General features: G+C 60.3%; 20 protein-coding genes. 6 read left to right on the forward strand and 14 right to left on the reverse strand.

The annotated features are described in order from the left end of the window. Positions 1–147: 147 nt before the first annotated feature. Positions 148–795, reverse strand: a complete 648-nt coding sequence (locus tag I1969_RS09680; protein ID WP_195234949.1) for a DedA family protein — start codon at positions 793–795, stop codon at positions 148–150. A gap of 223 nt (positions 796–1,018) precedes the next feature. Here I1969_RS09680 and cysE point away from each other — a divergent pair, with 223 nt between their 5' ends. Then, positions 1,019–1,723 carry a serine O-acetyltransferase gene (cysE, locus tag I1969_RS09685; protein WP_124786624.1) on the forward strand — a complete coding sequence of 235 codons (705 nt, stop codon included), beginning with the start codon at positions 1,019–1,021 and terminating at the stop codon, positions 1,721–1,723. A 113-nt stretch (positions 1,724–1,836) separates the two neighbouring features. Here cysE and I1969_RS09690 read toward each other — a convergent pair whose 3' ends face one another. The 4 genes from I1969_RS09690 to I1969_RS09705 form a co-directional block, all read right to left on the reverse strand. Then, on the reverse strand, positions 1,837–3,843 hold the full coding sequence (locus I1969_RS09690; protein WP_195234951.1) for an ABC transporter ATP-binding protein: 2,007 nt from the start codon (positions 3,841–3,843) through the stop codon (positions 1,837–1,839). A gap of 1 nt (position 3,844) precedes the next feature. Further along, the gene (locus I1969_RS09695; protein ID WP_195234953.1) at positions 3,845–5,569 is read right to left on the reverse strand and encodes an ABC transporter ATP-binding protein; all 1,725 of its coding nucleotides are present in this window, start codon (positions 5,567–5,569) and stop codon (positions 3,845–3,847) included. Next, positions 5,569–6,069, reverse strand: a complete 501-nt coding sequence (locus I1969_RS09700; protein ID WP_195234955.1) for a MarR family winged helix-turn-helix transcriptional regulator — start codon at positions 6,067–6,069, stop codon at positions 5,569–5,571. Before I1969_RS09700 ends, I1969_RS09695 begins: the two co-directional genes overlap by 1 nt. Before the next feature lie 181 nt (positions 6,070–6,250). Then, a complete protein-coding gene (locus I1969_RS09705) occupies positions 6,251–6,541 on the reverse strand; it encodes a hypothetical protein (protein ID WP_006235631.1) in 291 nt (96 codons plus the stop codon). Positions 6,542–6,835: 294 nt separating this feature from the next. Between I1969_RS09705 and I1969_RS09710 the strand changes: the two genes are divergently transcribed. Then, positions 6,836–7,357, forward strand: coding sequence for a nitroreductase family protein (locus I1969_RS09710; protein WP_195234963.1), 522 nt, complete (start codon positions 6,836–6,838; stop codon positions 7,355–7,357). Positions 7,358–7,412: 55 nt separating this feature from the next. On the opposite strand, the gene I1969_RS09715 is transcribed toward I1969_RS09710, so the two are convergent. The 3 genes from I1969_RS09715 to I1969_RS09725 all read right to left on the reverse strand — a co-directional run bounded on the left by I1969_RS09715 (position 7,413) and on the right by I1969_RS09725 (position 10,591). Continuing rightward, positions 7,413–7,988, reverse strand: a complete 576-nt coding sequence (locus I1969_RS09715; RefSeq protein ID WP_156327681.1) for a hypothetical protein — start codon at positions 7,986–7,988, stop codon at positions 7,413–7,415. Between the two features lie 84 nt (positions 7,989–8,072). Next, positions 8,073–9,290, reverse strand: a complete 1,218-nt coding sequence (locus I1969_RS09720) for a helix-turn-helix domain-containing protein (protein WP_195234965.1) — start codon at positions 9,288–9,290, stop codon at positions 8,073–8,075. Positions 9,291–9,556: 266 nt separating this feature from the next. Beyond that, positions 9,557–10,591: a YeiH family protein gene (locus I1969_RS09725; RefSeq protein ID WP_195234967.1), complete on the reverse strand. Its 1,035-nt coding sequence runs from the start codon at positions 10,589–10,591 to the stop codon at positions 9,557–9,559. A gap of 193 nt (positions 10,592–10,784) precedes the next feature. Between I1969_RS09725 and I1969_RS09730 the strand changes: the two genes are divergently transcribed. After that, positions 10,785–11,486, forward strand: a complete 702-nt coding sequence (locus I1969_RS09730) for a GntR family transcriptional regulator (protein WP_050766156.1) — start codon at positions 10,785–10,787, stop codon at positions 11,484–11,486. Between the two features lie 111 nt (positions 11,487–11,597). Here the strand turns inward: I1969_RS09730 and glmS are convergent, their stop codons facing one another. After that, complete coding sequence (glmS, locus tag I1969_RS09735) at positions 11,598–13,445, reverse strand: glutamine--fructose-6-phosphate transaminase (isomerizing) (protein WP_195234969.1); 1,848 nt, start codon at positions 13,443–13,445, stop codon at positions 11,598–11,600. A gap of 312 nt (positions 13,446–13,757) precedes the next feature. Here glmS and I1969_RS09740 point away from each other — a divergent pair, with 312 nt between their 5' ends. Then, complete coding sequence (locus tag I1969_RS09740; protein WP_229028387.1) at positions 13,758–14,870, forward strand: LacI family DNA-binding transcriptional regulator; 1,113 nt, start codon at positions 13,758–13,760, stop codon at positions 14,868–14,870. A 113-nt stretch (positions 14,871–14,983) separates the two neighbouring features. On the opposite strand, the gene I1969_RS09745 is transcribed toward I1969_RS09740, so the two are convergent. Then, the gene (locus I1969_RS09745; protein ID WP_195234971.1) at positions 14,984–15,634 is read right to left on the reverse strand and encodes an HAD family hydrolase; all 651 of its coding nucleotides are present in this window, start codon (positions 15,632–15,634) and stop codon (positions 14,984–14,986) included. A 167-nt stretch (positions 15,635–15,801) separates the two neighbouring features. On the opposite strand from I1969_RS09745, the gene larE reads away from it, so the two are divergent. After that, positions 15,802–16,680: an ATP-dependent sacrificial sulfur transferase LarE gene (gene larE / locus I1969_RS09750; protein ID WP_195234972.1), complete on the forward strand. Its 879-nt coding sequence runs from the start codon at positions 15,802–15,804 to the stop codon at positions 16,678–16,680. A gap of 381 nt (positions 16,681–17,061) precedes the next feature. Further along, on the forward strand, positions 17,062–18,045 hold the full coding sequence (locus I1969_RS09755) for a DNA/RNA non-specific endonuclease (protein WP_195234973.1): 984 nt from the start codon (positions 17,062–17,064) through the stop codon (positions 18,043–18,045). Between the two features lie 128 nt (positions 18,046–18,173). Here the strand turns inward: I1969_RS09755 and I1969_RS09760 are convergent, their stop codons facing one another. The 4 genes from I1969_RS09760 to I1969_RS09775 form a co-directional block, all read right to left on the reverse strand. Next, positions 18,174–20,249 carry an elongation factor G gene (locus I1969_RS09760; RefSeq protein WP_195234974.1) on the reverse strand — a complete coding sequence of 692 codons (2,076 nt, stop codon included), beginning with the start codon at positions 20,247–20,249 and terminating at the stop codon, positions 18,174–18,176. A gap of 310 nt (positions 20,250–20,559) precedes the next feature. Beyond that, positions 20,560–21,324, reverse strand: coding sequence for an amino acid ABC transporter ATP-binding protein (locus I1969_RS09765; protein WP_271748094.1), 765 nt, complete (start codon positions 21,322–21,324; stop codon positions 20,560–20,562). Then, complete coding sequence (locus I1969_RS09770; RefSeq protein WP_195234975.1) at positions 21,317–21,970, reverse strand: amino acid ABC transporter permease; 654 nt, start codon at positions 21,968–21,970, stop codon at positions 21,317–21,319. The genes I1969_RS09765 and I1969_RS09770 overlap by 8 nt, the downstream gene beginning before the upstream one ends. After that, positions 21,970–22,830, reverse strand: a complete 861-nt coding sequence (locus I1969_RS09775) for a transporter substrate-binding domain-containing protein (RefSeq protein WP_195234976.1) — start codon at positions 22,828–22,830, stop codon at positions 21,970–21,972. The genes I1969_RS09770 and I1969_RS09775 overlap by 1 nt, the downstream gene beginning before the upstream one ends. Between the last annotated feature and the right edge of the window lie 36 nt (positions 22,831–22,866).

The following is a 22,866-nucleotide window of genomic DNA, read 5'->3' on the forward strand; positions in this document are numbered from 1 at the left end:
TAAAGCCGTTTGTCTCCACCCGCGTAGCGGGTGGTTTAAAGCTGGCCGCTGCGCGGCCAGCGGACTAAAGTCTTGAAATAAAGCAAAGAGGCCCGCCACCGCAAGCGGTGACGGGCCTTGACTGCACGGTTTGCGCGCTGGCTCGAGCTACGCGTTCTTTTTGCCCAGCTTGGCCTTAACCAGACCGACCACGGTCGGGATGATCGACACGGCAACGATGCCGATAATCAGCAGCTCAAAGTGCTCCTGCACAAAGGGAATGCCGCCAAAGAAGTAGCCCAGCAGTGTAAAGAGCGTCGACCAGGTAATGCCGCCCAGCACGTTAAAGATGACAAAATTGCGCCAGTGCATGCCGCCCATGCCAGCGATAAAGGGCACAAAGGTGCGGATAAACGGGAAGAAGCGACCCAGGAAGATGGCCAGGTGACCCCACTTGTCCAAGAAGTCCTCGGACTTCTTGATGCGCTCGGGCGTCATGGCCTTGACCTTGCCCGAAGCGATGATCTTTTTGCCAAAGAAGTGACCAATCATAAAGTTGCACTGATCGCCCAAAATGGCGGCGGCCCATGCGGTGGCCAGAAGCGCCACAATGTTAAAGCCGCCATTGTGGGCAAAGAAACCCGAGGCGAACAGCAGTGAATCGCCGGGAAGGAACGGGAAGAACACCACGCCCGTCTCGATAAAGATGATCAGGAACACGCAGCCGTAGGCCATAAGCGGGCCGGCGGCGATCCAGCTGGCAATCGCGGTGCGCGGGTCTTTGAGCAGCTCGGCGATAAAATTAATGAAACCCATGAAGTAAAACCTCTCAGTTGTGGGCGCGGATACGTCCAAGTTGACCAGTATACGGTTGCGGCGTCCCCTCGTGCGCAACCCCACAAAAGCATGACTCCATTACCAGCAAGTTTGCATAACTGACACCTGTCGCGCAATGCCGCCAAGATTGTCCTTCCTAATCCCTAGCGAATCGCTATACTTTATTGAATCGCATTGCCATGGCGCTAAGGGAGGGCGGCCGGTGAGCTTTATCAATACCATTCGCGAGGATATCAAGACCGTCCAGGCGCAAGACCCCGCTGCACAAAACGGTCTGGTCATCTTCCTTTCCTATCCTGGCCTGCACGCCAAGTGGAACCACGTGCCCGAGCACTGGCTCTGGGAGCACGGTCATCGCTCGCTCGCCCGCGTGCTCTCGCAAATCACCCGCCACATCACCGGCGTCGAGATTCACCCTGCCGCGCAGATCGGCAAGCATTTCTTTATCGACCATGCCATGGGCGTCGTCATCGGCGAGACCACCATTGTGGGCGACAACTGCGTGCTCTACCAGGGCGTTACGCTCGGCGGCACCGGCAACGAGACCGGCAAACGCCACCCAACGCTCGGCGATAACGTCACCGTGGGCACGGGCGCCAAGGTGCTCGGCAACATCCGCATCGGCAACAACGTCAAGATCGGCGGCAACTCGGTCGTCGTCAAGGACGTGCCCGACAACTGCACCGTCGTGGGCGTGCCGGGACGCATCATCAAGCGCAACGGCTGCCGCGTGTTCGAGGAGAGCTTCGACGCCAAGCAGCATCGCGAGTACATGCCCGATGACGCTGCCGAGCAGAGTGCCCTCAACCGCCAAGGCATCACCGAGAACGCCCGCCGCGTCAAAGAACTCGAGCGAGAGGTGGCCGAGCTCAAGGCCCTCGTCGCCAAGCTCGTGGACGAGCGCTAGGAACGCAAGCGGCACAAAACGACATCGGCATCAACGCAAGAAGGCGCGCCAGGGAATTCATCCCCGGCGCGCCTTTGCGTTGATGCGACATGCGGGACTGTCCCTTTGTCACATTATGCGAACTGGCTCAGATAGAGGTCGGCGTAGGCACCCTCGGCAGCCAGCAGCTCCTTATGCGTGCCCTGCTCGATAATGTTGCCGTGATCCATGACCAAGATCAGGTCGGCATCCACAATCGTCGACAGGCGGTGTGCGATCACAAAGCTCGTGCGCCCGCGCATAAGCGCATCCATGGCACGGCCGATGGCAAGCTCGGTACGCGTGTCCACGCTTGAGGTCGCCTCGTCCAGGATGAGAATCGCCGGGTTATTGAGCAGCACGCGTGCGATGGTCAGCAGCTGACGCTGGCCCTGGCTGATGCTTTCGGCATCGTTGGCCACGCGCGTGTCGTAGCCCTGCGGCATGGTGCGCACAAAGAAGTCGACCTGCGCGGCACGAGCCGCGGCCACAATTTCGTCGCGCGTTGCCTCGGGGCAGCCGTAGGCGATGTTTTCGGCAATCGTGCCATCGAACAGCCAGGCGTCCTGCAGCACCATGCCAAACTGCTGCCGTAGCTCGCCGCGATCCATGCGGCTCGTATCCACGCCGTCGAGCGTGATACGCCCGCCGTCAATCTCGTAGAAGCGCATGAGCAGGTTGATGAGCGTCGTCTTGCCTGCGCCCGTGGTTCCCACCACGGCAATCTTCTGGCCCGGCTCGGCGGTAAACGACACGTCGCGCATAAGCGGCTTGTCGGGCGAATAACCAAAGCGCACGTGCTCAAAGGAGACGCGGCCCTCCACGCGACCCGGCAGCTTGGCGGCCTTGTCCGGCAGCGGATCGGCCTCCATCTCGGGCTCATCGAGCAGGTCGAACACGCGCTCGGCGCTCGCCAGCGCGCTCTGCAGCGAGTTAAAGGTAAACGACAGCTGCGTCATGGGCTCGGACGCCTCATAGATAAACTGGAAGAACGCCTGGAACACGCCGACGGTCATATGCCCGGCAACCAACATGCTGCAGCCCACAAGCGCAATAACGATCTGCGCCAAACGGCCGATAAAGCGCACTGCGGGGCCGACAGCATTGATCATAAAGTCGGCCTTGGTGCTCACACGAGCCAGTTCCTTCGAAGCCTCGTGCACCTCAGCGGAGCTCTGACGTTCGCGGTTAAACGCGCGGATCACCAGACGGCCCGAATAGCCTTCCTCGACCGCACTCGTAATCTTGGACACCCACTCCTGGCGCTCGCCCGTCACATCGTGTGTGCGGCGCGAGACGACCTTCGTCACCAGCAGCGACAGTGCCGTAAAGAACAGAAAGACGAGCGTAAGCTGCACGCTGAACACGAACATCACGCTCACAGCACCAACAACCGTGCCGATCGACACGAGCAGCTGCAGCAATCCGCGCTGCATGCTCTCGGACATCTTGTCCAGGTCGTTGGTCGCGCGGCTGACGACCTCGCCGGGACGATGCGCGTCAAAATAGGCGAGCGGCAGACGGTTGAGCTTTTGCGCGATGCGGTTGCGCAGGCACAGATTGAGGCGTTCGGCCACGCTCGACATCAAAAAGCTCTGGAGCGCGTAGAACGAGGCGGCGGCCGTCCAAATCAAAAAGTAGATGAAGATAGTCCTGCCGCAGTTCTCCCAGGTGATGCTGAAGGTGGTGTCGTTGGCAAACGCCACCTGAATGTGGCTCCACAGCTCATCGATCACGCGGGCGCTATATGCCGGCGCAGCAGTGTTAAAGATGGCATAGAACACAATGCTCGCGAACACGATATAGAAGCGCCAATGGTCGCCGGCAGCCTCGCTCCACAGGCGGCGCACCGTCGCCCAGGTATCTCGAGGCGTCTCGTCCTCGTCTTCATCGTCCACGTCGCGCATACGCTCTGCCTCGGCGCGGGCGCGCTCGTCCTCGGCACGTTCGTTTTCCTCGTAGAGCGCTTGGCGGCGAGCCTCGCGCTCGGCTGCAGCCTTGGCGGCGTCATCCAGCTCGGGTGCCACGGCAGCCGTTTCCTCGACCAGTACCGCGGCAGCGGCGTCATCAACGCCGCCCTGCTTCTTGAGCTCCTCGGTCATGCTACTCACCTCCCTTCATCTGCGATTCCGCGATGGCGCGGTACACCTCGCAGGTTTCCATAAGCTCGCCATGCGTGCCCAAGCCCACAACCTCGCCATCCTTGAGCACGACGATCTGGTCGGCGTGCAAGATCGTCGAGATGCGCTGCGCGATGATGAGCACCGCAGCGTCACGCGTCTCGTCTTGCAACGCATGACGCAGGGCGGCATCGGTCTTAAAGTCCAGGGCCGAAAAACTGTCATCGAAGATATATAGATCGGCATGCTTCATGAGCGCGCGAGCAATGGCCAGGCGCTGGCGCTGGCCGCCTGAAAAGTTCGTGCCGCCCTGCGCCACCGGGGTATCGAGCCCCTGCGGCTGATCGAGTACAAAGGTGCTCTGGGCAACCTCAAGCGCGTGAAGCATGTCGGTCTCGGTCGCGCCCTCGTTGCCAAAGCGCAGATTACTTGCCACGGTGCCCGAGAACAGCCACGCCTTCTGCGGCACATAGGCGATGTGTCCACGGATCTCATCTTGCGAAAGCTCGCGCAGATCGACACCGTCCAGGCGAATGGTGCCCTTGGTGGCATCGTGGAAGCGCAGCAAGAGCTTGGCCACCGTCGACTTGCCCGAACCCGTCGAGCCGACGATTGCGGTCGTCTGACCGCGACGACAGGCAAAGCTCAGGTCGCACAGGGTGTCCTCGTCGGCATCGTCAAAGCGAAACGACATGTGGTCGAACATGGCCACCGCATCGGCTTCGTCTTGGGGCTCGCGCGCCCCGTCATCCAGCGTGCGCTCGCCATCGACGATGCTCGGCTCAATCTCCAACACCTGCTGCGCACGGTTCAGGCACGCGGCAGCACGCGGAAGCGTCAGCACCACCATCTGGGCCATCATCACAAAGAACAGGATCAGAATTGCATACTCCAGCACCGCCGAGATACTCGCAATCTGCATGGCGTGGGCGCCTACGCGGTTGCCGCCCACCCACAGCACCGCCACCTCGGCGATGTTCATCAAAAAGAAGCTTGAGCTGTCGAGGCCCACAAACAGGTGGTTGACTTTGATGGCGTTGGCGGCGTATTCGCTAAACACCTCGTCCAGACGCCGTTCCTCGTGGCGCTCCTTGTTAAACGCACGGATGACGCGCACGCCCACAATATTCTCGCGCAGCACCACGTTCATGCGGTCGATAAAGCCCTGTAGGCGCATAAAGATCGGAGCCGCGTTGGCAACCGTAAAGACCGCCGCCACCAGCACAATCGCAACGACTACGCCCAGAAGCGTGCCCATGGCGGGATCGATAAACCAGGCGAATATGATGCCCGCCACAGCCAAAAACGGCACGGGCAGCACCAGCTGAATCGTCTGCAGAATCGCCTGCTGAATCACGTTGATGTCGTTGAGCGAGCGCGTGATCATCGATCCGGTGCCAAAGCGCTCAAAATCGCTGGCCGCGAGCTCGAGCGATTTGTCGTACACGGCATTGCGGATATCGCAGGCCACGTTGGCGGCCAGGCGCGCCGAAAGATAGCAGCCCAACACCGTGCCGCCGCTAGCCATGCTGGTCGCGATAAACATGTATAGGCCGTTGCGTAAAATGTAGTCGACATCGCCCGTGGTAATACCGGTGTTGACCATGTTCGCCAGCATCGTGGGAACCAACAGCGTACCGACGTTATCCACCAGCAGCACCAGCAGCGTCACTGCGACAAGCCCTCGGTAGGGCTTCAAAAACCTCATTAACAGTCGCACGACTCCCCCTCACCTTGATTCTCGGCTTGGCTCTCGGCAGCGATATGCTGCTTAAAGGCATCGCACTCATCGCCGAGCACCTGAGAGAATTTGCCGATCAAGCGCATAATCTCGCGCTGCTCACATGGCTCAAGCGCGCCAAAGGCTCGCTGCTCGGCCTTGAGTGCCGGCAGCGCATAACGCTCGGCAAATCGCCTGCCCTCTTCGGTCAGGCTCACAACCTTGTTCTTACGACTGCCTTCGGCAAACTCCAACGTTGCGAAGCCCCGCGCCGTCAAGGCTTTAATTGCCGAGTTGATGGTCTGCTTGCTGTAGAACCATTCGCTTGTCAGACGGCTTACGGCAATACTGCCGCCCGCCGTGCTGGTGTCGACGAGCATCCAATAGGCGCAGTCCGAAAGGCCGCAGGCGCGCGAGAACTCCGAATAGATATGGTCGAGTCCATTGAGCAACCGATCGAAGTCGACCAGCGTAACCGCACTATTCATCTATCCCACCATTCAATTGTCCGATTTTTGACCAATTATGTGTCTCTAGATTAGTCCGAGTTTTGACTATCGTCAACAGGCTCTCTGCAAATGCGTGCATTTTTATGGCCTATCGGCAGAAAAAGACCGCCGGCGCGGGGGCGGCGCCAGCGGTCACGTGAAAATCGAGTTTTATTGCCTGTTAAGCGGCGACGGCCTCATAGACCGTAGCGCCCGAGAAGCTGTCATGCAGGCTCTTGCCGGCAATCCACGGCAGCTCGACGACCTCGCAGACCGTGTTGACCAGCTCGGAGCAGTCAGTAAAGTGGCCCTTGTCGTTGAGGGCCTCGCAATCCTGAACACGCCAATAGCCATCGGTGTGCGTGATGTAGTACTCGTGATCGTTGATCGACACGAAAGCGCGCGTCTTGGAACGCAGCAGCTTCAGAAATCCTTCGAAATCGGTCTCGACGACATCTCCAGCCTGGAACATGATGTTACCTCCTGGCCCGGCGCCACCACGGCGCATTGATAAACGTTGGTACTCCTTTAGTAAAACCTTTATCAAAGGTTATGCGTTCGTCATTTAGGCAAGTGGTAAAAAACCGCAGGGTAGACGGGATAAAACGTTTAACCATCCCATTTGTTTGTCACATTCTGAAGGTACTTTTATGCAAACCTACTTTCCCAATTGGAATCTATCCTTTTGGCCGGGCAATTGACCGTCTATCGTTTAAGCCCGACGGGTATGAACGGGGCATCTGCAACGCCACCGCAAGGAGACACCATGGAGACTATCGAAGCACTCATTCACCGCCGCAGCTGCCGCAACTACAGCAATCGTCCCGTCGAGGCCGAAAAGCTTGCACATATTATCGAAGCCGGCCAATATGCACCGAGCGGCATGGGCCGCCAGCCGGTGACGTTTGTCGCCGTCACCGACCCCGCGACCGTCGAGCGTCTCTCACAGCTCAACGCCCAGGTCATGGACAGCAACAGCGACCCCTTCTATGGCGCCAAGACCGTTGTGGTGGTGCTGGTTGACCGCAGCGTGCCCACACATCTGGAAGACGGCTCGCTCGCCATGGGCAACTTGCTCAACGCCGCCTATGCACTGGGTGTCGATTCGTGCTGGATTCACCGCGCGCATGAGGTCTTTGACTCGCCCGAGGGCCTGGAGCTGCTGGCCAGCTGGGGCCTGCCCGCCGACGGCAGCCTGCGCGGTGTCGGTAACTGCATTCTGGGCTATGCCGAGGACACGCTACCCGAGCCCAAACCCCGCCGCAACAACGTGGTGTACGTCAAGTAGCGCAGGAGTGTCCCAAACTGCCGGCAGAAAAGGAACGTCCCCTTCTGCCGGCAAGCTATGTTGATATTTGAGTTGTCGTCGCTTCGCTTGTCTGGGTCGTTTCGGCGTCGTCGCCTTGCTTGTCTTCGTCCTTTTGAGCATCGGCGATGGTGGTGGCCGCCGCGACGATGCCGCGCTGGGGCGCGACGCCTGTCTGGGTCTGAGCGCCCTCGATAACTTCTGTGCCTGCATGCGCGAGCTCGGGCGATTTAAACACTGCGTCCAAGTTGGCACCACCGCCGGCGTAGCCAAGCGCAGCGAGTGCGATGACGATCACTGCAACGACGGCCACGATCGGCACATAACGATGCCAACCAGCCGGGTTGAGCCCGCTGCGGCGAGCCGCCCCGCGGCTGATGTAACCGAGCGTGCCGTCGTGCTTGAGCTTTGAGCCCACCACGCGTTTGCGGCCCCACAGCGAGGACTCTGCCTGCATTGCCAAGCGAGCGCTTGCCGAAGGATAGCCGTATTTAGTGCGCTTGAACGAGCCATCAAACCCCGAGGCGTGTTTGCCCCACGTCACCGATGTTGTGCGTCGGTTGACCGGCGCGGCACTCCGCCTTCTGCGGCTCGGTTTTGAAGTCTCAGCCATATGCCCTCGCACGCCGTAACCAAATCGAAACAATAACGCTTTGGACTGTAGCACACGCGTCGCGCGCGGTCACGGGCGCCTCGCTCAACGGTCATCGTCCTTCAGCAAGCGCCACAGCGTTGTACGGCTTATGCCCAGCACCTCCGCCGCACGGGTTCGGTTGCCGTGGAGATGATCTACAACCAGATTCGCGATATCTCGCTCGGTATCTGCCAGCGGTCGCAGGATATACAGGTCGCTTTCGAGTGTCGGGGCGCCAAAGGTTGCGGTCTTAATCACGTCCTCTTGGGCGAGCACTTCCTCCGCCACAGCGCGGTCCACCGTGCCCGCCCCCACCAATATATACAGTCGTTCCGAGACCTCGCGGAGCTGCAGATAATTGCGCGGCCAGCGGTAAGCATCGAGCGTCTTCGTCGCCGCGGCAGACAGCGTGGGCGCTGCTGTCCCAAATGCATCAGCGAGATATTCCAAATAGCACGCGACCTTCGTCGACGCGGCTCCCTGCTCGGCGATTGCCGGCGCCACGCTCACCGCACAGGCGAAGCGCTCGGTCACAAAAGCAGCCTGATCGCTTTCGCTGCCGCCCGGCATGTCATTCGCCGTCAGCACCACATGGCAGCGCGTCGCCAACGCGGTGTCGGCCATCGTGGAAACGAGCTCGCGAAGGCGCTGGGGACCAACCGCATTCCAGCCCTCAATGCAAAGTGTCAGCCCCGTTTGGAACAGCGGCGATTCGGAGCTTTTGAGCACATGGCGCCAACCGCGATCGGTGAGCTCATCGAGCGCAACGGAAACAAAGGGCTGACCGGCAAAAGGACCGTCCAGATAGAGGCGCTTGGCGATCTCGACCTGACCCGCTCCCAGCTCGCCCTCGAGCATAAGGGGCACACCGCGCGCGTAACTCTCTGCAACCGGCGCAGCCACCGAGGCCGCCCCCTCAACGATGCCGTACGCGCTCGATTCGTAGCGAGCCTCAACTTCGTCGGCGTTGAGCCACTCGATACCCGCATGCGCCGCGGCACCGCGCACCTCGCGGACCACGACGACCCAAAGGCCCCCACCCTCTTTGTCGGTGGGGCGAACGGTCAGGCTCAGGCGCGCACCCGCACGTCCCATAACCAGACGCGCGCCGTCTCCTATACGGTCGAGGCGCTCAGCGACAAAAGCCGCCACATCCCGCTCGAGCGCCGCGTCATTCATGGTCGAGATCGCGACGTCCCCACGCGCATCGATTGCCAATGCCGAGGCCCCGGCAGCAGCCAGGGCCTCGGTCAAGATGTTCAGCTTGGCATCGCTATCCATGATTTGCCCCTGTCCGCAGCGACGTGCAACCGCCGACGGTCGCACGACCGAGTGTTTCAAAATTGAACGATATTGCCCACCAAACACTATAGGGCAGGAAGCGCCGTCCTGCGAGTATAGGTGTTGCCCCGCATCGCCATCCTGGCGGGGCGATAAGAGCTCTTCGGGACTTATAAACCTGCGGACAAGCCATACCCGCAAGAGCTCCTATCGCTCCACCGTGAGAATGCGCTCACCAGCACGCAGCACGCAAACAAGCTACTTCTCTACCAGATTCCCAGTACGTGTTGCATTCCCAAACTCATGCACGCAATGCCAATCCAGCAGCAAAAGCCCAGCGCGATGGGCTTGCCGCCCTTTTTGACCAGCTCGACGATATCGGTATTAAAACCAATAGCCGCCATGGCCATCACGATAAAGAACTTCGACAGCTCCTTGATGGGCGCCGTAAAGGACGCGGGAAGCTGAAGCACCGTGGTGATCACACTCGCCAGCACAAAGAACAGCACAAACATGGGAAACGCGCGTTTAAGGGAGAACGTGCTTTTGGCGTCGCCGCCGGCCTTGCGTGCTAGATGCATCTGCCAGCATGCGAGGACCAACGTGATGGGAATGATAGCCAGCGTCCTGGTGAGCTTGACCACCGTGGCGCTCTCGAGCACATTTGCGCCGGGATGCATGCTGTCCCAGGCGCTCGCCGCAGCCGTTACCGACGAGGTGTCGTTGATGGCGGTACCGGCAAACAGGCCAAAGCCCTCATTGGTCAGCCCGAGCATGCCGCCGAGCGTCGGAAACACGAGCGCCGCGATAACGTTAAACAGGAAGATGACCGAAATAGCCTGGGCAATCTCGCGATCGTCGGCATCGATGACGGGTGCGGTCGCGGCGATGGCAGAACCGCCGCAAATCGACGAACCCACACCCACAAGCGTCGCGATCTTGCCCGGCACGTTCATAACGCGGCAGAGCACAAAGGCGATGACAAGCGAGGTCGAGATTGTTGCCACGATAATCGGTAGCGACTGGGCGCCCTTGGACAGAATCTGGGAGAGGTTCATGCCAAAGCCAAGCAGGATAACCGCGTACTGCAAGACTTTTTTGGACGTATAGGTAACGCCGGCGGTGAGCTGTTCGCGACGATTCTTGGGAAAGACGAGCGCCAGGACCATGCCAAAGAGGATGGCAAATACCGGACCGCCGACCACCTCAATTTGTTTGCCGAGCAACGTCGCGGGAATGGCGATGATCAGGCAGAACAAAACGCCTTTCCAGCGCTCGCGTACGATGTTTGCCAGTTGCATATGGGATTCCTTCTTTCTATTTCACGTTTGCGACGGCTTATGATACGGCAACATTGAGCGCAGCCTTGCGCAAACACAGACTAAGATGCCGCAATAGTTCTCGGGCGACAGCCGAATTACCCACCGCGGAGAGCTGATTCGCGGCATAATTAACAACTGACATATGAGTTTGATAGAACAGTTGCGAGGCGCTATGGAAGAATCGATGCACGTCGGCGAGCAGGAAACGAGCCTACAGGACCAGTCCTACCACACCATTCGACGCAAAATCGTCTATCTGGACTACAAGCCGGGCGAAAAGCTGGGCGTCAAGCAACTTTGCGATGACCTGGACATGGGTCGCACGCCCGTGCGCGAGGCTTTGGTTCGCTTGGCGCAGGAAGGCCTGGTGCGCACCGTGCCCCAGAGCGGCACCTACGTCTCACCCATCAACCTCACCCTTGCCGAGAGCGCCTGTTACATCCGCGAACATCTGGAAAAGCAGGTGATCGTGGAGTGCTGCGCGCGCGCCACGTCGGCTGGCATCGAGCAGCTCGACCGCGCCATCGTGCTGCAGGAAAAGGCCATGGCCGAAGAGGATCGCATCGGCTTCTTTTTGAGCGACAACCTCATGCATCACATGATTTTTAGCATCGCATGTCGCAGCACCGTGTGGTCGTGGCTCGAAGAGACCAATGCCGACCTTGAGCGCTTCCGCTGGCTGCGCGCTGCCACGCAGGTTCTCGACAATCAGGACATCGTGAACGAGCACAAGCAGATTCGCCGCGCTATCGCCGGTCGCGACCCCATCGAAGCGAGCTTTTTGGTCAGCAAGCACCTGCACATGATGTTCCGCAACCAAACCGAGGTTCTGGACCAGTTCCCCGAGTACTTCGAGACCAGCAAGCTCCGCTAACCTGCCAAAAAGGGACAGGTTCATTTTGGCAGATTTTATCTGGGCAAATGCAACAAGGCCCGGCTCCGCTGCAACGGAGCCGGGCCTTAGTTGTTAGAACGGCGGAACCAACTACTCGACGGTAACGCTTTTCGCCAGGTTGCGGGGCTGGTCGACGTCGCAGCCGCGCAGGATGGCGACCTCGCGTGCGAGCAGCTGCAGAGGAACGCTCGCCGTGATGGGGCTGAACACGTCGCGGACTGCCGGCACGCGGATGATGCAGTCGGCGATCTTGTTGATCTCCTCGTCGCCCTCGGTGGCAACGACGATGACCTTGGCACCGCGCGCCTTGCACTCCATAAGGTTCGACACGGTCTTGTCGTAGGTGGCACTCTTGGTGGCCACAGCGATGACAGGGAAGCCCGGGTCGATCAGGGCAATGGGGCCGTGCTTCATCTCGCCGGCGGCGTAGGCCTCGGCGTGCAGGTAGCTGACCTCCTTGAGCTTGAGCGCACCCTCGTAGGAAATAGCGGCACCCATGCCGCGGCCCACGAACAGCGCCGACTGCGCATCCTTGCACAGCAGGGCAGCCTCATGCACTGCATCGGTCTGCGTGTCCAAAATCCACTGGATCTGCTCGGCAGTATCGGAAAGCTCGCGGAACAGCATGCGCGCCTGTTTGGTGGTCAGGCGGTACTTGACCTGCGCCAGCAGCAGGGCCAGCAGCGTCAGGCTCACAACCTGGCCGATGAAGCTCTTGGTCGAGGCGACCGCGATCTCCTTGTTGGCCTTGGTGTAGATGACGCCGTCGCTCTCACGCGCCACGGGGCTGCCCACCACGTTGGTGATGCCGAAGACCTTGGCGCCCTTGATGCGCGCGTCGCGGATGGCGGCAAGGGTATCGGCCGTCTCGCCCGACTGGGACACGGCAACGACAAGCGTCGTCGGCGTAATGATGGGGTTGCGATAACGGAACTCGCTGGCCGCCTCCACCTCGGTGGGGATGCGAGCCCAGCCCTCAATGAGATTCTTGGCAATGAGGCCAGCGTGATAGCTGGTGCCGCAAGCGATCACGTAGACGCGGTCGATGTCGTTGAGCTCCTCGAGCGAAAGGCCCAGCTCGTCGATGTCGAGCTCGCCGGCCGGCGTCATACGACCAACCAGCGTGTCGCGCACGACGCGCGGCTGCTCGTGAATCTCCTTGAGCATAAAGTCGGGATAACCGCCCTTTTCTGCCATGTCCAGGTCCCAGTCGATGTGGGTGACCTTGGGCTCGATAACGTTGCCGGCCTCGTCGGTGTACTCGACGCCTGCGGGCGTGAGCTTAGCAAACTGACCGTCCTCGAGCACCACGACATCGCGGGTGGCGTCGATGAGCGCGATGACATCGGAAGCAACATAGGAGCCGGTTTCGCCCGCGCCGACTACGATCGGGGAATCCTTGCGGGCCACGGCGATCACGCCGGGCTCGTCAGCGCACACGGCGGCCAAACCATAGGCACCGACCACGTGGGTGCAAGCCTCGCGCACGGAGGCCATCAGGTCGTGCGCCTCGGCATAAGCCTCTTCGATCAGATGCGCGAAGACCTCGGTATCGGTCTCGCTCTTAAAGTGGTGGCCGCGACCCTCCAGCTCTTCGCGCAGCTCGGCGAAGTTTTCGATGATGCCGTTGTGGACGATGGCGATACGACCGTCGCAGCTGGTGTGGGGGTGAGCGTTAACGACGGAGGGCTTGCCGTGGGTGGCCCAACGGGTGTGGCCGATGCCGCAGGTAGCGTCGCTGTCGATGTTGGAAAGCTCGCTCTCCAAGCCCGCGACCTTGCCCACGCGGCGGATGACGTCGAGGTGCGCCGCGGCGCCCTCGCCCACCTCGAGCGCGACGCCCGAGGAGTCATAGCCGCGATACTCCATACGCTTGAGGCCCGTGACCAGGATGTTCTTTGCAATATCAGAGCCGGTGTAGCCGACGATTCCGCACATAAGATAAATCCCTTCGTTCGCGTGACTGCAAGACGTCCACGCACAAGGGGCGCTGAGACGTATAACGTTCGAGTATTGTACTCACGCAAACGCAAGCTGATATACCAGAAGTGGTATCTCAACTTAGATACCACTCGATGCACACACGTCCAGCCGGTCCAAACCACCACAAAGGTGCCTGCCCCCTTCGTGGTGGTCGCGCTGGCAATAGCGTTTGCCCAGATAAAACCTGCCAAAATAAACCTGTCCCTTTTTGGAAGGTTTGGGATGCTACAATCTGGCTTGTACTTGAAACGCATCAAAGGGGCCGCTATGGCAAAGGTAAAAATCAGCGACGTCGCACGCGAGGCCGGGGTTTCGTTGGGCACGGTTTCCAACGCGCTCAACCACCCCGAAAAGCTGCGCCCCGAGACCCTCAAGCTCATCAACGAGACCATCAATCGCCTTGGCTACCTGCCCAACCAAAGCGCCCGTCAGCTCGCGGGCGGCGCCACCAAGTCCTTTGGCCTGGTGCTCCCCCGTCTCGATCACGGCTTTTCGCTCCAAATCGCCAGCGGCGCCCACAACGAGGCCCGCAAGCACGGCTACGACTTGCTCATCGCCAACGCCGATAACGACGATATTCTCGAGGACCATTACCTGCGCTACTTTATGGGCACCCAGATGTCCGGCGTCATGGTTCAGCCCATGGCATCCCCCGACTGGCACCCCGCCATGACCAAGATGCCCGTGCCGATCGTCCATCTGGACATCCATTGCTCCGAGCCCGGCTACTACGTAGCGGCCGACAACGAGGCCCAGGGTCGCATCATTGCCGAACTTGCTATCGCCCGCGGCGCGCACCATATTGTCGTCGTCGGCCGAGCAGCATTTATGCAACTCACCCTGCGCGTCCTTGGCATTCATAAGGCGCTCGCCCTGCACCCCGATATCAAGATCGAAGTCATCGACGCCGGCGAGTGGAACACGGCGGCCGACGGCTATGGTATCGGCAACCAAATCGCCGAGCGCCCCGCGGACGAACGTCCCGATTTTGTCGTCGGCCTGACCGATGTGTTGGCCTCGGGCGTCGTTTCGGCACTGGTCGACAAGGGCATCTCTGTCCCCGGGCAAGTACGCGTAGCAGGTTGCGATGGCAACCCACTCGCTTGGAGCGGATCGGTCCCGCTCACTACGGTAGCGCCCCCGGGCTACGAGATTGGCCGCAAGGGCGTTCAATTGCTGATGGAGCAAATCGAGAACAAGGCGCCGGCGAAGCCCAAGCACGTCCACATCGGCTCTGCCGCGCGCACCGTCACCGCAGTCACCGCCGCCGAGGACATCAACCGCCAAGAACTCGTGCGGCCGTTCCTGCTGGAACGCGCCAGCACCCAGGCAAGCAGCCAGACCGACGCCACGGCCATCAACCTCGGTGCGTATCTATAGCACGCCCGCAAGTATGCTAAGTCGCCGCTCAAGCAAAAGAGGCCCGACCATTGCCGGGCCCCTTTTGCTTGAGCGCAAACGTGGGCAATCGCTCGTTTCAACACCGCAATTGTCTAGCGCACGGCCTTGACTGCCGCTGCCAGGTCGAACAACGTATCGAGCACGGCCTCGCAGCCATCCACCACGTCCTGCGGCAGCGGCACGATATCGGGGACGGCAAAGACGTGGCATCCGGCCGTGATGCCCGAGACGCAGCCGTTGCGCGAATCCTCGACCACGGCACATTCCTCGGGAGCAAAGCCCGCGCGCTCGCAGGCGAGCAAATACATCTCGGGGTCGGGCTTGCCGTGCACGACGTCCTCACCGCAGGTCACCGTTTCAAACTTGTCAAAGAGGCCGAATGCTTTAAGGTTGCGCTCGGCCGTAACATGGCGCGACGACGTTGCAAGGCCCACGTGATAGCCCGCAGCCAGCAGCTCGTCTATGCACTCGGCAGCGCCAGCCTTAAGCTCCAGATCGGTCTTGACCATCTCGTCGCGAATCTCCTTGTGGCGACGATAGATCGCCTCGGTGGTTTCGTGGCTGCCATAATGTTTATCGAGGATGTCCATAACATCGGGCAGCGTGCGGCCGATAAACTGATGGATCAGCGCTTCATCAATCGCGAGCCCCAGCTCAGCGGCGCCTGCCTTCCAGGCCTTAATCCCCAAACGCTCGGTATCGACCAGCGTTCCATCCATGTCAAAAATAACAGCCTTGATCATATCGGTCCCCTCACCGGATTGTGTTACCGTCACTCTACCGCACTTTACAAACTTGTATATAACGTATATAGCATATTGCACTTTCGTTACATAGATAGAAGACTTATGGCAAGTAACGCATTAGGATTATAGTTTTCGACCGAGTACTCAACGATAAGGATCGTTTCATGATTTTAGACACCACGGCACCCGCAGAGGAGCTTCAAGACAAGCTATCGGCGCTCGAACAGCTGCTTTTGGCATACGGGCGCGTGGCTATCGGGTTTTCCGGTGGCGTCGACAGCAGCTTTTTGGCCGCCGTATGCGCCCGCATCATGCCTACCGATACCCTCCTCGTCCATCTCACTACGCCGCTCATCGGCACGCCCGAGCAGGCTTCGTTTGAGCAGTCCGTTGATGGGCAGGCCAATGAGGGGCCGCATTTTAAGCTCCCCGTGCTCAATCTTTCGGTGGATCAGCTGCAACTCCCCCAAGTAGCCTGCAACGATGCTAATCGCTGCTACCACTGCAAGCACGCCGGCTTTACCGCCATCGTCAACCACGCCAAGTCGCTCGGCTTTCCCACCGTCATCGATGGCAGCAATGCAAGCGATCGCGGTGACTACCGCCCCGGCATGCGTGCGGCAGAAGAGCTCGGCGTACGCTCACCCCTTATGGAGGTCGGCTTTACCAAGGACGAAGAGCGCGAGCTGCTGCGCGCATGGGGCTATCCCGTTTGGAACCTGCCGGCGGGAGCATGTCTTGCCACCCGCGTCCCCACGGGCGAGGAGCTTACGCGCGAGAAGGTCGATTTAATCCGCGCCTGCGAGGATTACCTGCACGATCGTGATCTGGCACAGGTACGCGCGCGCTTGGTCGGCGGCTGCATGCATATCGAGGCCGCACCCGCAGATGTCGCCAAGATTGCCACCCTCGGCGGTGCCGCCGTCGACGACAAGGGCAAGACCCCGCTGCCCGCCGTTATCGAGTCCGCGCTGCGCGAGCTGGGCTGCGACCATATCTCCCCCGAGGTCACCCCCTACATTCACGGCAACATGAACCTTTAGGTTACGCCGTTTTACAAACGGCGTAACTGCTCGGCGCTGCGCGGGCCCCGGGCACGGCAATCTGACGTTCAACTTCACGGGCGCGACCAAAAGGTCAGCGCCCGCTTGTTTCACGTCACCTTACCGCACCCGGAGCCCGCTCGCTCGCATATGCTCAACCTGGACTGCGTTAACTGACCTGCCAATAAGGGACAGGTTCATTTTGGCAGGTTTTATCTGGGGAAACGCCGAATAGCTCCATATGCACAACCGCCGCAGCTCCATATGAGGCAAATGAATCAGTAGTGTTTGTCCCAAATCTTAAGTATTTGTTCGACAGAACGGCCCCCTGCCGGCTCCTGCTAGACTGGTAGATTCCCAACCGTCCATCCAGGAGCCCCTATGTCGCGCAAGTCCGCTTACAAGCAAGTACTTTCCATCGGCACCGCCGTGGTGTTGGGGTTTGCGCTGTTTACGGAATCGGTCGACGGGGCGCCCAAGCTGCTGTCGCCACAAAGCGATGAACAGGCGGCGGCTCTGGCCGAAAAACAAAACGAGAGTCCCAGCCGCACCGACGACGAGGCAGGCCTGGTCGCTCGGCTCGAATCGGGAACGGCGAGCTCCCCGGACCCTCAAAACGGCCAGGACTCTGGCGATGGCTCCGATTCCGCCGCAACCGACACCGATGACGACGTTTCCGCGGACAGTGCCGCCACCCCCATCGACGAGATCGAAAACCCCGACCTCAACCGCGCCCGCGGTGTTTATCTCAGCAGCATTCCCGACTACGCCGGCAACCCCTACGTTGCCCTTCGCGCCGACAGCACGCACCCGCTCGGCACACCATCATTCACGCTCGATGAATACGAGCGCGCTACAGAAGAGGGCTGCTTTAAGAAGTTCTCCAAGCTCGACAGCCTGGGCCGCACCCGCAAAGCACTCGCCTGCGTGGGCCCCGAATCACTCGGTCAAGGCGAGCGCGGCGATATCTCGCGTATCCATCCTGCCGGTTGGCACCAGCAGCGCTACGACTTTATTCCGGGCCAGAGCCTCTACAACCGCTGCCACCTTATCGCCTGGTCGCTCTGCGGCGAAAACGCCAACCGCAAAAATCTCCTCACCGGCACGCGCTATCTCAACGAAACGGGCATGCTGCCGTTTGAGGAGCAGATTCTCGGCTACATCCGCGACACGGGCAACCATGTGCTCTACCGCGTCACGCCCATGTATAACGAAGAGGAACTTGTCTGCCGTGGCGTGCGCCTTGAGGCGCAATCGGTCGAGGACCACGGCAAGACCCTCTGCTTCCACGTATATTGCTACAACCTGCAGCCGCACGTGCAGATCGACTACGCCACCGGCCGCAATCAGGCCTCGGGAGATTAGGACCGACCAAGCTGCCCCAAAGCCTAAAATGATCCGTTTTCCTCCGTCCCCAAGGAATCAAAAAGAGCCGCCCCGGTTACCCAGGGCGGCCCTTTCGTCAGCACCTACATTGCAGGCAAAATCGCACGCTACTTGGCGCGACCCTCCTCATAGCGCTCCACCAGCTTGGCCTGAACGTCATAAGGCACCTGCTCATAGCCAGCGGGCTTCATGGTAAAGTCGCCCGTACCGCGCGTGATAGAGCGCAGACGCGTCGAGTAATCCGTCAGCTCGGCGAGAGGTGCCTGCGCGATAACCACGGTGTCTCCGCGCTCATCGGTCTCCATGCCCGTCACGCGACCGCGCGAGGCCGAGATGTCGCCCATCACGGCGCCGGCGTAGCTCTCGGGGATAGTCACCGTGATTTCCTCGATGGGCTCCAGCACCACCGGGTCGGCATCGGCGCATGCCTTGCGCAGGCCGATGCGAGCCGCCGCGCGGAACGCCATCTCGTTGGAGTCGACGCTGTGATACGAGCCGTCGTACACAGCCACGCGAATGCCCGTAAGCGGGTAGCCGGCAATAATACCGTCCTTCATAGTCTCCTGAACGCCCTTGTCCACGGCGGGGATGAGCGAGCGCGGGATGCGGCCACCCACGACCTCGTCCACAAACTCATAGCCGTCGCTCGTGCCGTCGGGCCCAATGAGCGGCTCCACGCGCAGCCAGCAGTCGCCGTACTGACCGGCACCACCGGTCTGCTTCTTGTGGCGACCCTGGGCGCTCGCCGTGCGGCGGATGGTCTCGCGATACGGAATGCGGATCGGCACGCTCTTGGCGGCGACCTTGGTGCGATCCTCCAAACGGTTGAGCAGCACCGAAACCTGCGCCTCACCAACGGCGGAGATAATGGTCTGACCAGTCTCCTCGTCGCGGTCGATGCTCATAGTCGGATCGGCCTTGCAGGCCTTCTCGATAAACGTGTAGAGCTTCTCTTCGTCCCCGCGATTCTCGGCCTCGATGGCAATGCGATACTGCGAGTTGGGGAACTTAAACGCCGCAGCCTCTACCTTACCGGTAATCGAGAGCGTATCGCCCGTCTCGGCCGCCAGCTTGGGTGCCACGATAATGTCGCCGGCATAGGCGTGACCGACCTCGGTCATGTCGCGGCCGCACATCACATACAGGTGAGCCAGACGGTCGCCCTTGCGGGTACGCGCGTTGATCAGCTCAAGACCCGGCTCAAGCGTACCCGTCAGCACCTTGATAAAGCTGATGCGACCCTGCTGCGGATCGGCCAGGGTCTTAAACACAAACGCCACCGGACGGTCATCGTCGCTCGAAATCTTGAGCGAATCACCGTCGATGAGCGGCATCTCGCCGTAGTCCGTCGGCGCCGGGAAGTACGTCGCGATGTCGTCCATCAGCGAGTTGACGCCCTGCTCCTTAATGCAATCGCCCGCAAAGACCGGCACAAAGATGCGCTCGGCAATCGCCTTCGACAGCAGGCCTTCAAGCTCCTCCTGCGTCAGCGTCTCCTCGCCTTCCAGGTACTTCATCATCAGCTCATCGTCGGCCTCGGCCACCAACTCGCACAGATGGTCATGGGCCTCCTCGGCCTGGGCACGATACTCCTCGGGAATCTCCGACTCAACGGCTTCGGTGCCGTTGCAATGGCGCGCCTTCATGCGCACCAGGTCGATGATGCCATCAAAGTCCTCGCCCTCGCCCCAGGGAAGGGTCACGGCGCCCAGGCGCGTGCCAAAGCGCTCCTGCAGCAGGTCCATCGTGGTCGCAAAGCTGGCCTCGGAGCGCGACAGGCGGTTTACGAACACCGCACGCGCCAGGCGCAGGTCCTCGGCGGCATACCAGAGCTTAACCGTCGTAGGCTGCGGTCCGGCCTCGGCGTCGACCACAAACAGAGCCGTCTCGCAGACGCTCATCGCGGCAAAGGCGTCGCCGATAAAATCGGGGTAGCACGGGGCATCGAGCACATTGATGCGCGCGCCCTTCCAGTCGATCGGCGCGATGGTCGTCGAGATGGAGAATGAACGCTTGACCTCTTCAGGGTCATAGTCGAGCGTGGGCTTGGTGCCGTCGTGGCCGCCCAGGCGGGCGGTCTTGCCAGAAAGGTGGAGCATGGCCTCGGCGAGTGAAGTCTTGCCCACCCCGCCTTGGCCTACGAGCACCACGTTCCTTACATTGCCGGTCTTGGGAGCACCCATGATGACCTCCTTGCAGGGCCGCGCGCAATGCGCGACGCCAACGGGGAGAGTTCGCGGTCGGTGCCATCCCGGGAGCAGCATGGTCGGCAACCGAGCCGACTCACCCTCCAAATGTCCTATGCCACCACCCTACCCTCACGGGCGGCCGTCCATGCATACCTTTCGGCGCACGTATGAATACAGGCGGCGAGAGGAAGAGACAAGCTTGTGAGGCGATTATTGAACCCCGTCGATGCAAACAAAAAGCCGCCACAGACCGTAAGACCTGCGACGGCTTCGCCTCAATTAATAGTTGAGTAAATACCTGAGCCTATCCCTCGATACGGCTCAAGAACTCACGGGTGCGCTGCTCACGCGGATGGTCGATGACCTGCTCGGCAGGACCCTCCTCGACAATGCGGCCGCCATCCATAAAGACCACGCGGTCGGCAACATCGCGCGCAAACTGCATCGCGTGGGTCACGATCACCATCGTCATATTCTGCGCGGCAAGGTCTTTAATGACACGCAGCACCTCGGCCGTCAGCTCGGGATCGAGCGCCGAGGTCGGCTCGTCAAAGAACAAGATCTCCGGGTCGAGCGCCAAGGCGCGGGCAATACTCACGCGCTGTTGCTGACCGCCCGAAAGCTCACACGGAACCTTGTTCTCGTTGCCCACAAGCCCCATCTGCGCGATCAACTCGCGCGCACGAGCTTCCGCCTGCTCGCGCGGGCGCTTAAGCACGCGGATCGGCGCGTCGATGATGTTTTTCATCACGGTATAGTGCGGGAACAGGTTGTAATTTTGGAACACCAGGCCGAATCGCGAGCGCGCCTGCTTGGGCACATCGCCCTTCGCATAGACCGCGCCCGAACCCGCATCCGTCGCAACGGCAAGGTCGCCAAACGAGAGCGAGCCTCCGTCGAGTGTCTCGAGCAGCGTGGCACACCGCAGCAGCGTGGACTTGCCGCCACCCGAAGGCCCGATAATCGCCACGACCTCGCCACGCTTCACCTCAAGCGAGATATCCTTGAGCACCTCATTGCCGCCAAACGCCTTGCGCGCGTTCGATATATTCATTACCGAATTAATCATGGTAGTAATCCAATTTTTTCTCGGCGGCGCCCAGCAGCATCTCGACGACGAAATTAAAGACCCAGTAAATCAGCGCCGCGATTGCAAACGGCACCATGCTCACCTGCGAGGCGACCAGCGCCTTGGCCGTCGAGAACATCTCACCCACGCCAATGGCAAACGCCAGCGACGTGTCCTTGACCAGCGTGATGATCTCGTTGCCCATCGCCGGCAGAATACGCTTGGCGACCTGCGGCATCACGATATACAGAAACGTCTGCACGCGCGAATAGCCCAGCACCTCGGCAGCCTCGTATTGACCGCGCGGAATGGACTGCAAGCCCGAGCGATAGATCTCGGCAAAGTAACCGGCGTAGTTGATGATGAACGCCACGATGCACGCCGTCCACTTGGAATCGGGCGTGAGCGAAATGCCAAACACGTAGTACGGGGCAAAGTAGATGGCAAACATCTGCAGCATGAGCGGCGTACCGCGCATGACCGAAATGTAGATGCGCGCAATCCAGCGAAGCGGCGCGATTTTGCTCATGCGCATAAACGCCACGGGGATTCCCAGCGGAATCGACCCCAGCAGTGTCAGCACAAACAACTGCAAACTGACCAAGAATCCCTGGCCGAGCATCTGCATCATGACCTGAATAGACATTACTTGAGCACCCAATTATCGAAAGATAGACCATAGCTTGAATACTTGTCGCAGAGATCCTTAACCGTACCGTCATCGTAGAGTGCCTTGAGCGACTCGGTCACGGCGTCGGCCGACTTGGTGTCGCCCTTCTTAAAGCCGACGGCGTAGTGCTCGCTGGACAGCGGCTCATCAAGCTGCGTATAAGCATCGGGCTTGGCGGCAAGCTGATACTGGGCAATCGAAAGGTCGCAAGCCACGGCATCGACCGCGCCGCTCTCGAGCTGCATAAAGGCTGTGTTGTACTCGCCGATCGTGTCGAGCGTGGCAAACGTCGCCGCCAGATCCTTCTGGTCACCCTCGAGTACATCCTGCGCAGCGGAATCGGTCTGGGTAATCACGGTCTTGCCGGCAAGATCGTCCCAGCTCTTGATGCCCGCATCCTTCTTTACCACCAGCACCTGCTCGTTGAGCATGTACGGCTCGGAGAACGTGTAGTCGTCCTCGCGACCCTCCATGGTAAAGCCGTTCCAGATGCAGTTGATGGCACCCGAGTTGAGCAGCGTATCCTTGGCATCCCAGTCGATGGCCTCGTATTTGACCTCCCAGCCCTGCTTATCGGCAACAGCCTTGGCCAGATCGAGATCAAAGCCGGTGTACTCGCCATCGTCGCCCACAAAGCCGTACGGAGGATAGGACTTATCAAAGCCCACCACGAGCTTCTTGGACTCCGCAGCGCCCTTCACGTCCTTGGCTGCAGCAGAACCGGCAGCGGAACCCTTGCCGGCACCACCGCCGCAACCGACAAGACCAAGGCCAAGCACCGTGGCGAGCGAGCCGGCTAGACCAACAAACTGACGACGAGACATATCGGTATTCATGGTATTCCCCCTTGATGGCACTTTAGTTAAGTAAAG

The sequence above is a fragment of the Collinsella aerofaciens genome (genome assembly GCF_015548375.1).
Lineage (GTDB): Bacteria > Actinomycetota > Coriobacteriia > Coriobacteriales > Coriobacteriaceae > Collinsella > Collinsella aerofaciens_AB.

What these genes read in the sequence shown, in the direction of transcription:
- I1969_RS09680 (WP_195234949.1), bottom strand. Translation starts at nt 795, where the DNA reads ATGGGTTTCATTAATTTTATCGCCGAGCTGCTCAAAGACCCGCGCACC.
- I1969_RS09690 (WP_195234951.1), bottom strand. Translation starts at nt 3,843, where the DNA reads ATGACCGAGGAGCTCAAGAAGCAGGGCGGCGTTGATGACGCCGCTGCC.
- I1969_RS09695 (WP_195234953.1), bottom strand. Translation starts at nt 5,569, where the DNA reads ATGAGGTTTTTGAAGCCCTACCGAGGGCTTGTCGCAGTGACGCTGCTG.
- I1969_RS09700 (WP_195234955.1), bottom strand. Translation starts at nt 6,069, where the DNA reads ATGAATAGTGCGGTTACGCTGGTCGACTTCGATCGGTTGCTCAATGGA.
- I1969_RS09705 (WP_006235631.1), bottom strand. Translation starts at nt 6,541, where the DNA reads ATGTTCCAGGCTGGAGATGTCGTCGAGACCGATTTCGAAGGATTTCTG.
- I1969_RS09710 (WP_195234963.1), top strand. Translation starts at nt 6,836, where the DNA reads ATGGAGACTATCGAAGCACTCATTCACCGCCGCAGCTGCCGCAACTAC.
- I1969_RS09715 (WP_156327681.1), bottom strand. Translation starts at nt 7,988, where the DNA reads ATGGCTGAGACTTCAAAACCGAGCCGCAGAAGGCGGAGTGCCGCGCCG.
- I1969_RS09720 (WP_195234965.1), bottom strand. Translation starts at nt 9,290, where the DNA reads ATGGATAGCGATGCCAAGCTGAACATCTTGACCGAGGCCCTGGCTGCT.
- I1969_RS09725 (WP_195234967.1), bottom strand. Translation starts at nt 10,591, where the DNA reads ATGCAACTGGCAAACATCGTACGCGAGCGCTGGAAAGGCGTTTTGTTC.
- I1969_RS09730 (WP_050766156.1), top strand. Translation starts at nt 10,785, where the DNA reads ATGGAAGAATCGATGCACGTCGGCGAGCAGGAAACGAGCCTACAGGAC.
- glmS (WP_195234969.1), bottom strand. Translation starts at nt 13,445, where the DNA reads ATGTGCGGAATCGTCGGCTACACCGGCTCTGATATTGCAAAGAACATC.
- I1969_RS09740 (WP_229028387.1), top strand. Translation starts at nt 13,758, where the DNA reads ATGGCAAAGGTAAAAATCAGCGACGTCGCACGCGAGGCCGGGGTTTCG.
- I1969_RS09745 (WP_195234971.1), bottom strand. Translation starts at nt 15,634, where the DNA reads ATGATCAAGGCTGTTATTTTTGACATGGATGGAACGCTGGTCGATACC.
- larE (WP_195234972.1), top strand. Translation starts at nt 15,802, where the DNA reads ATGATTTTAGACACCACGGCACCCGCAGAGGAGCTTCAAGACAAGCTA.
- I1969_RS09755 (WP_195234973.1), top strand. Translation starts at nt 17,062, where the DNA reads ATGTCGCGCAAGTCCGCTTACAAGCAAGTACTTTCCATCGGCACCGCC.
- I1969_RS09760 (WP_195234974.1), bottom strand. Translation starts at nt 20,249, where the DNA reads ATGGGTGCTCCCAAGACCGGCAATGTAAGGAACGTGGTGCTCGTAGGC.
- I1969_RS09765 (WP_271748094.1), bottom strand. Translation starts at nt 21,324, where the DNA reads ATGATTAATTCGGTAATGAATATATCGAACGCGCGCAAGGCGTTTGGC.
- I1969_RS09770 (WP_195234975.1), bottom strand. Translation starts at nt 21,970, where the DNA reads ATGTCTATTCAGGTCATGATGCAGATGCTCGGCCAGGGATTCTTGGTC.
- I1969_RS09775 (WP_195234976.1), bottom strand. Translation starts at nt 22,830, where the DNA reads ATGAATACCGATATGTCTCGTCGTCAGTTTGTTGGTCTAGCCGGCTCG.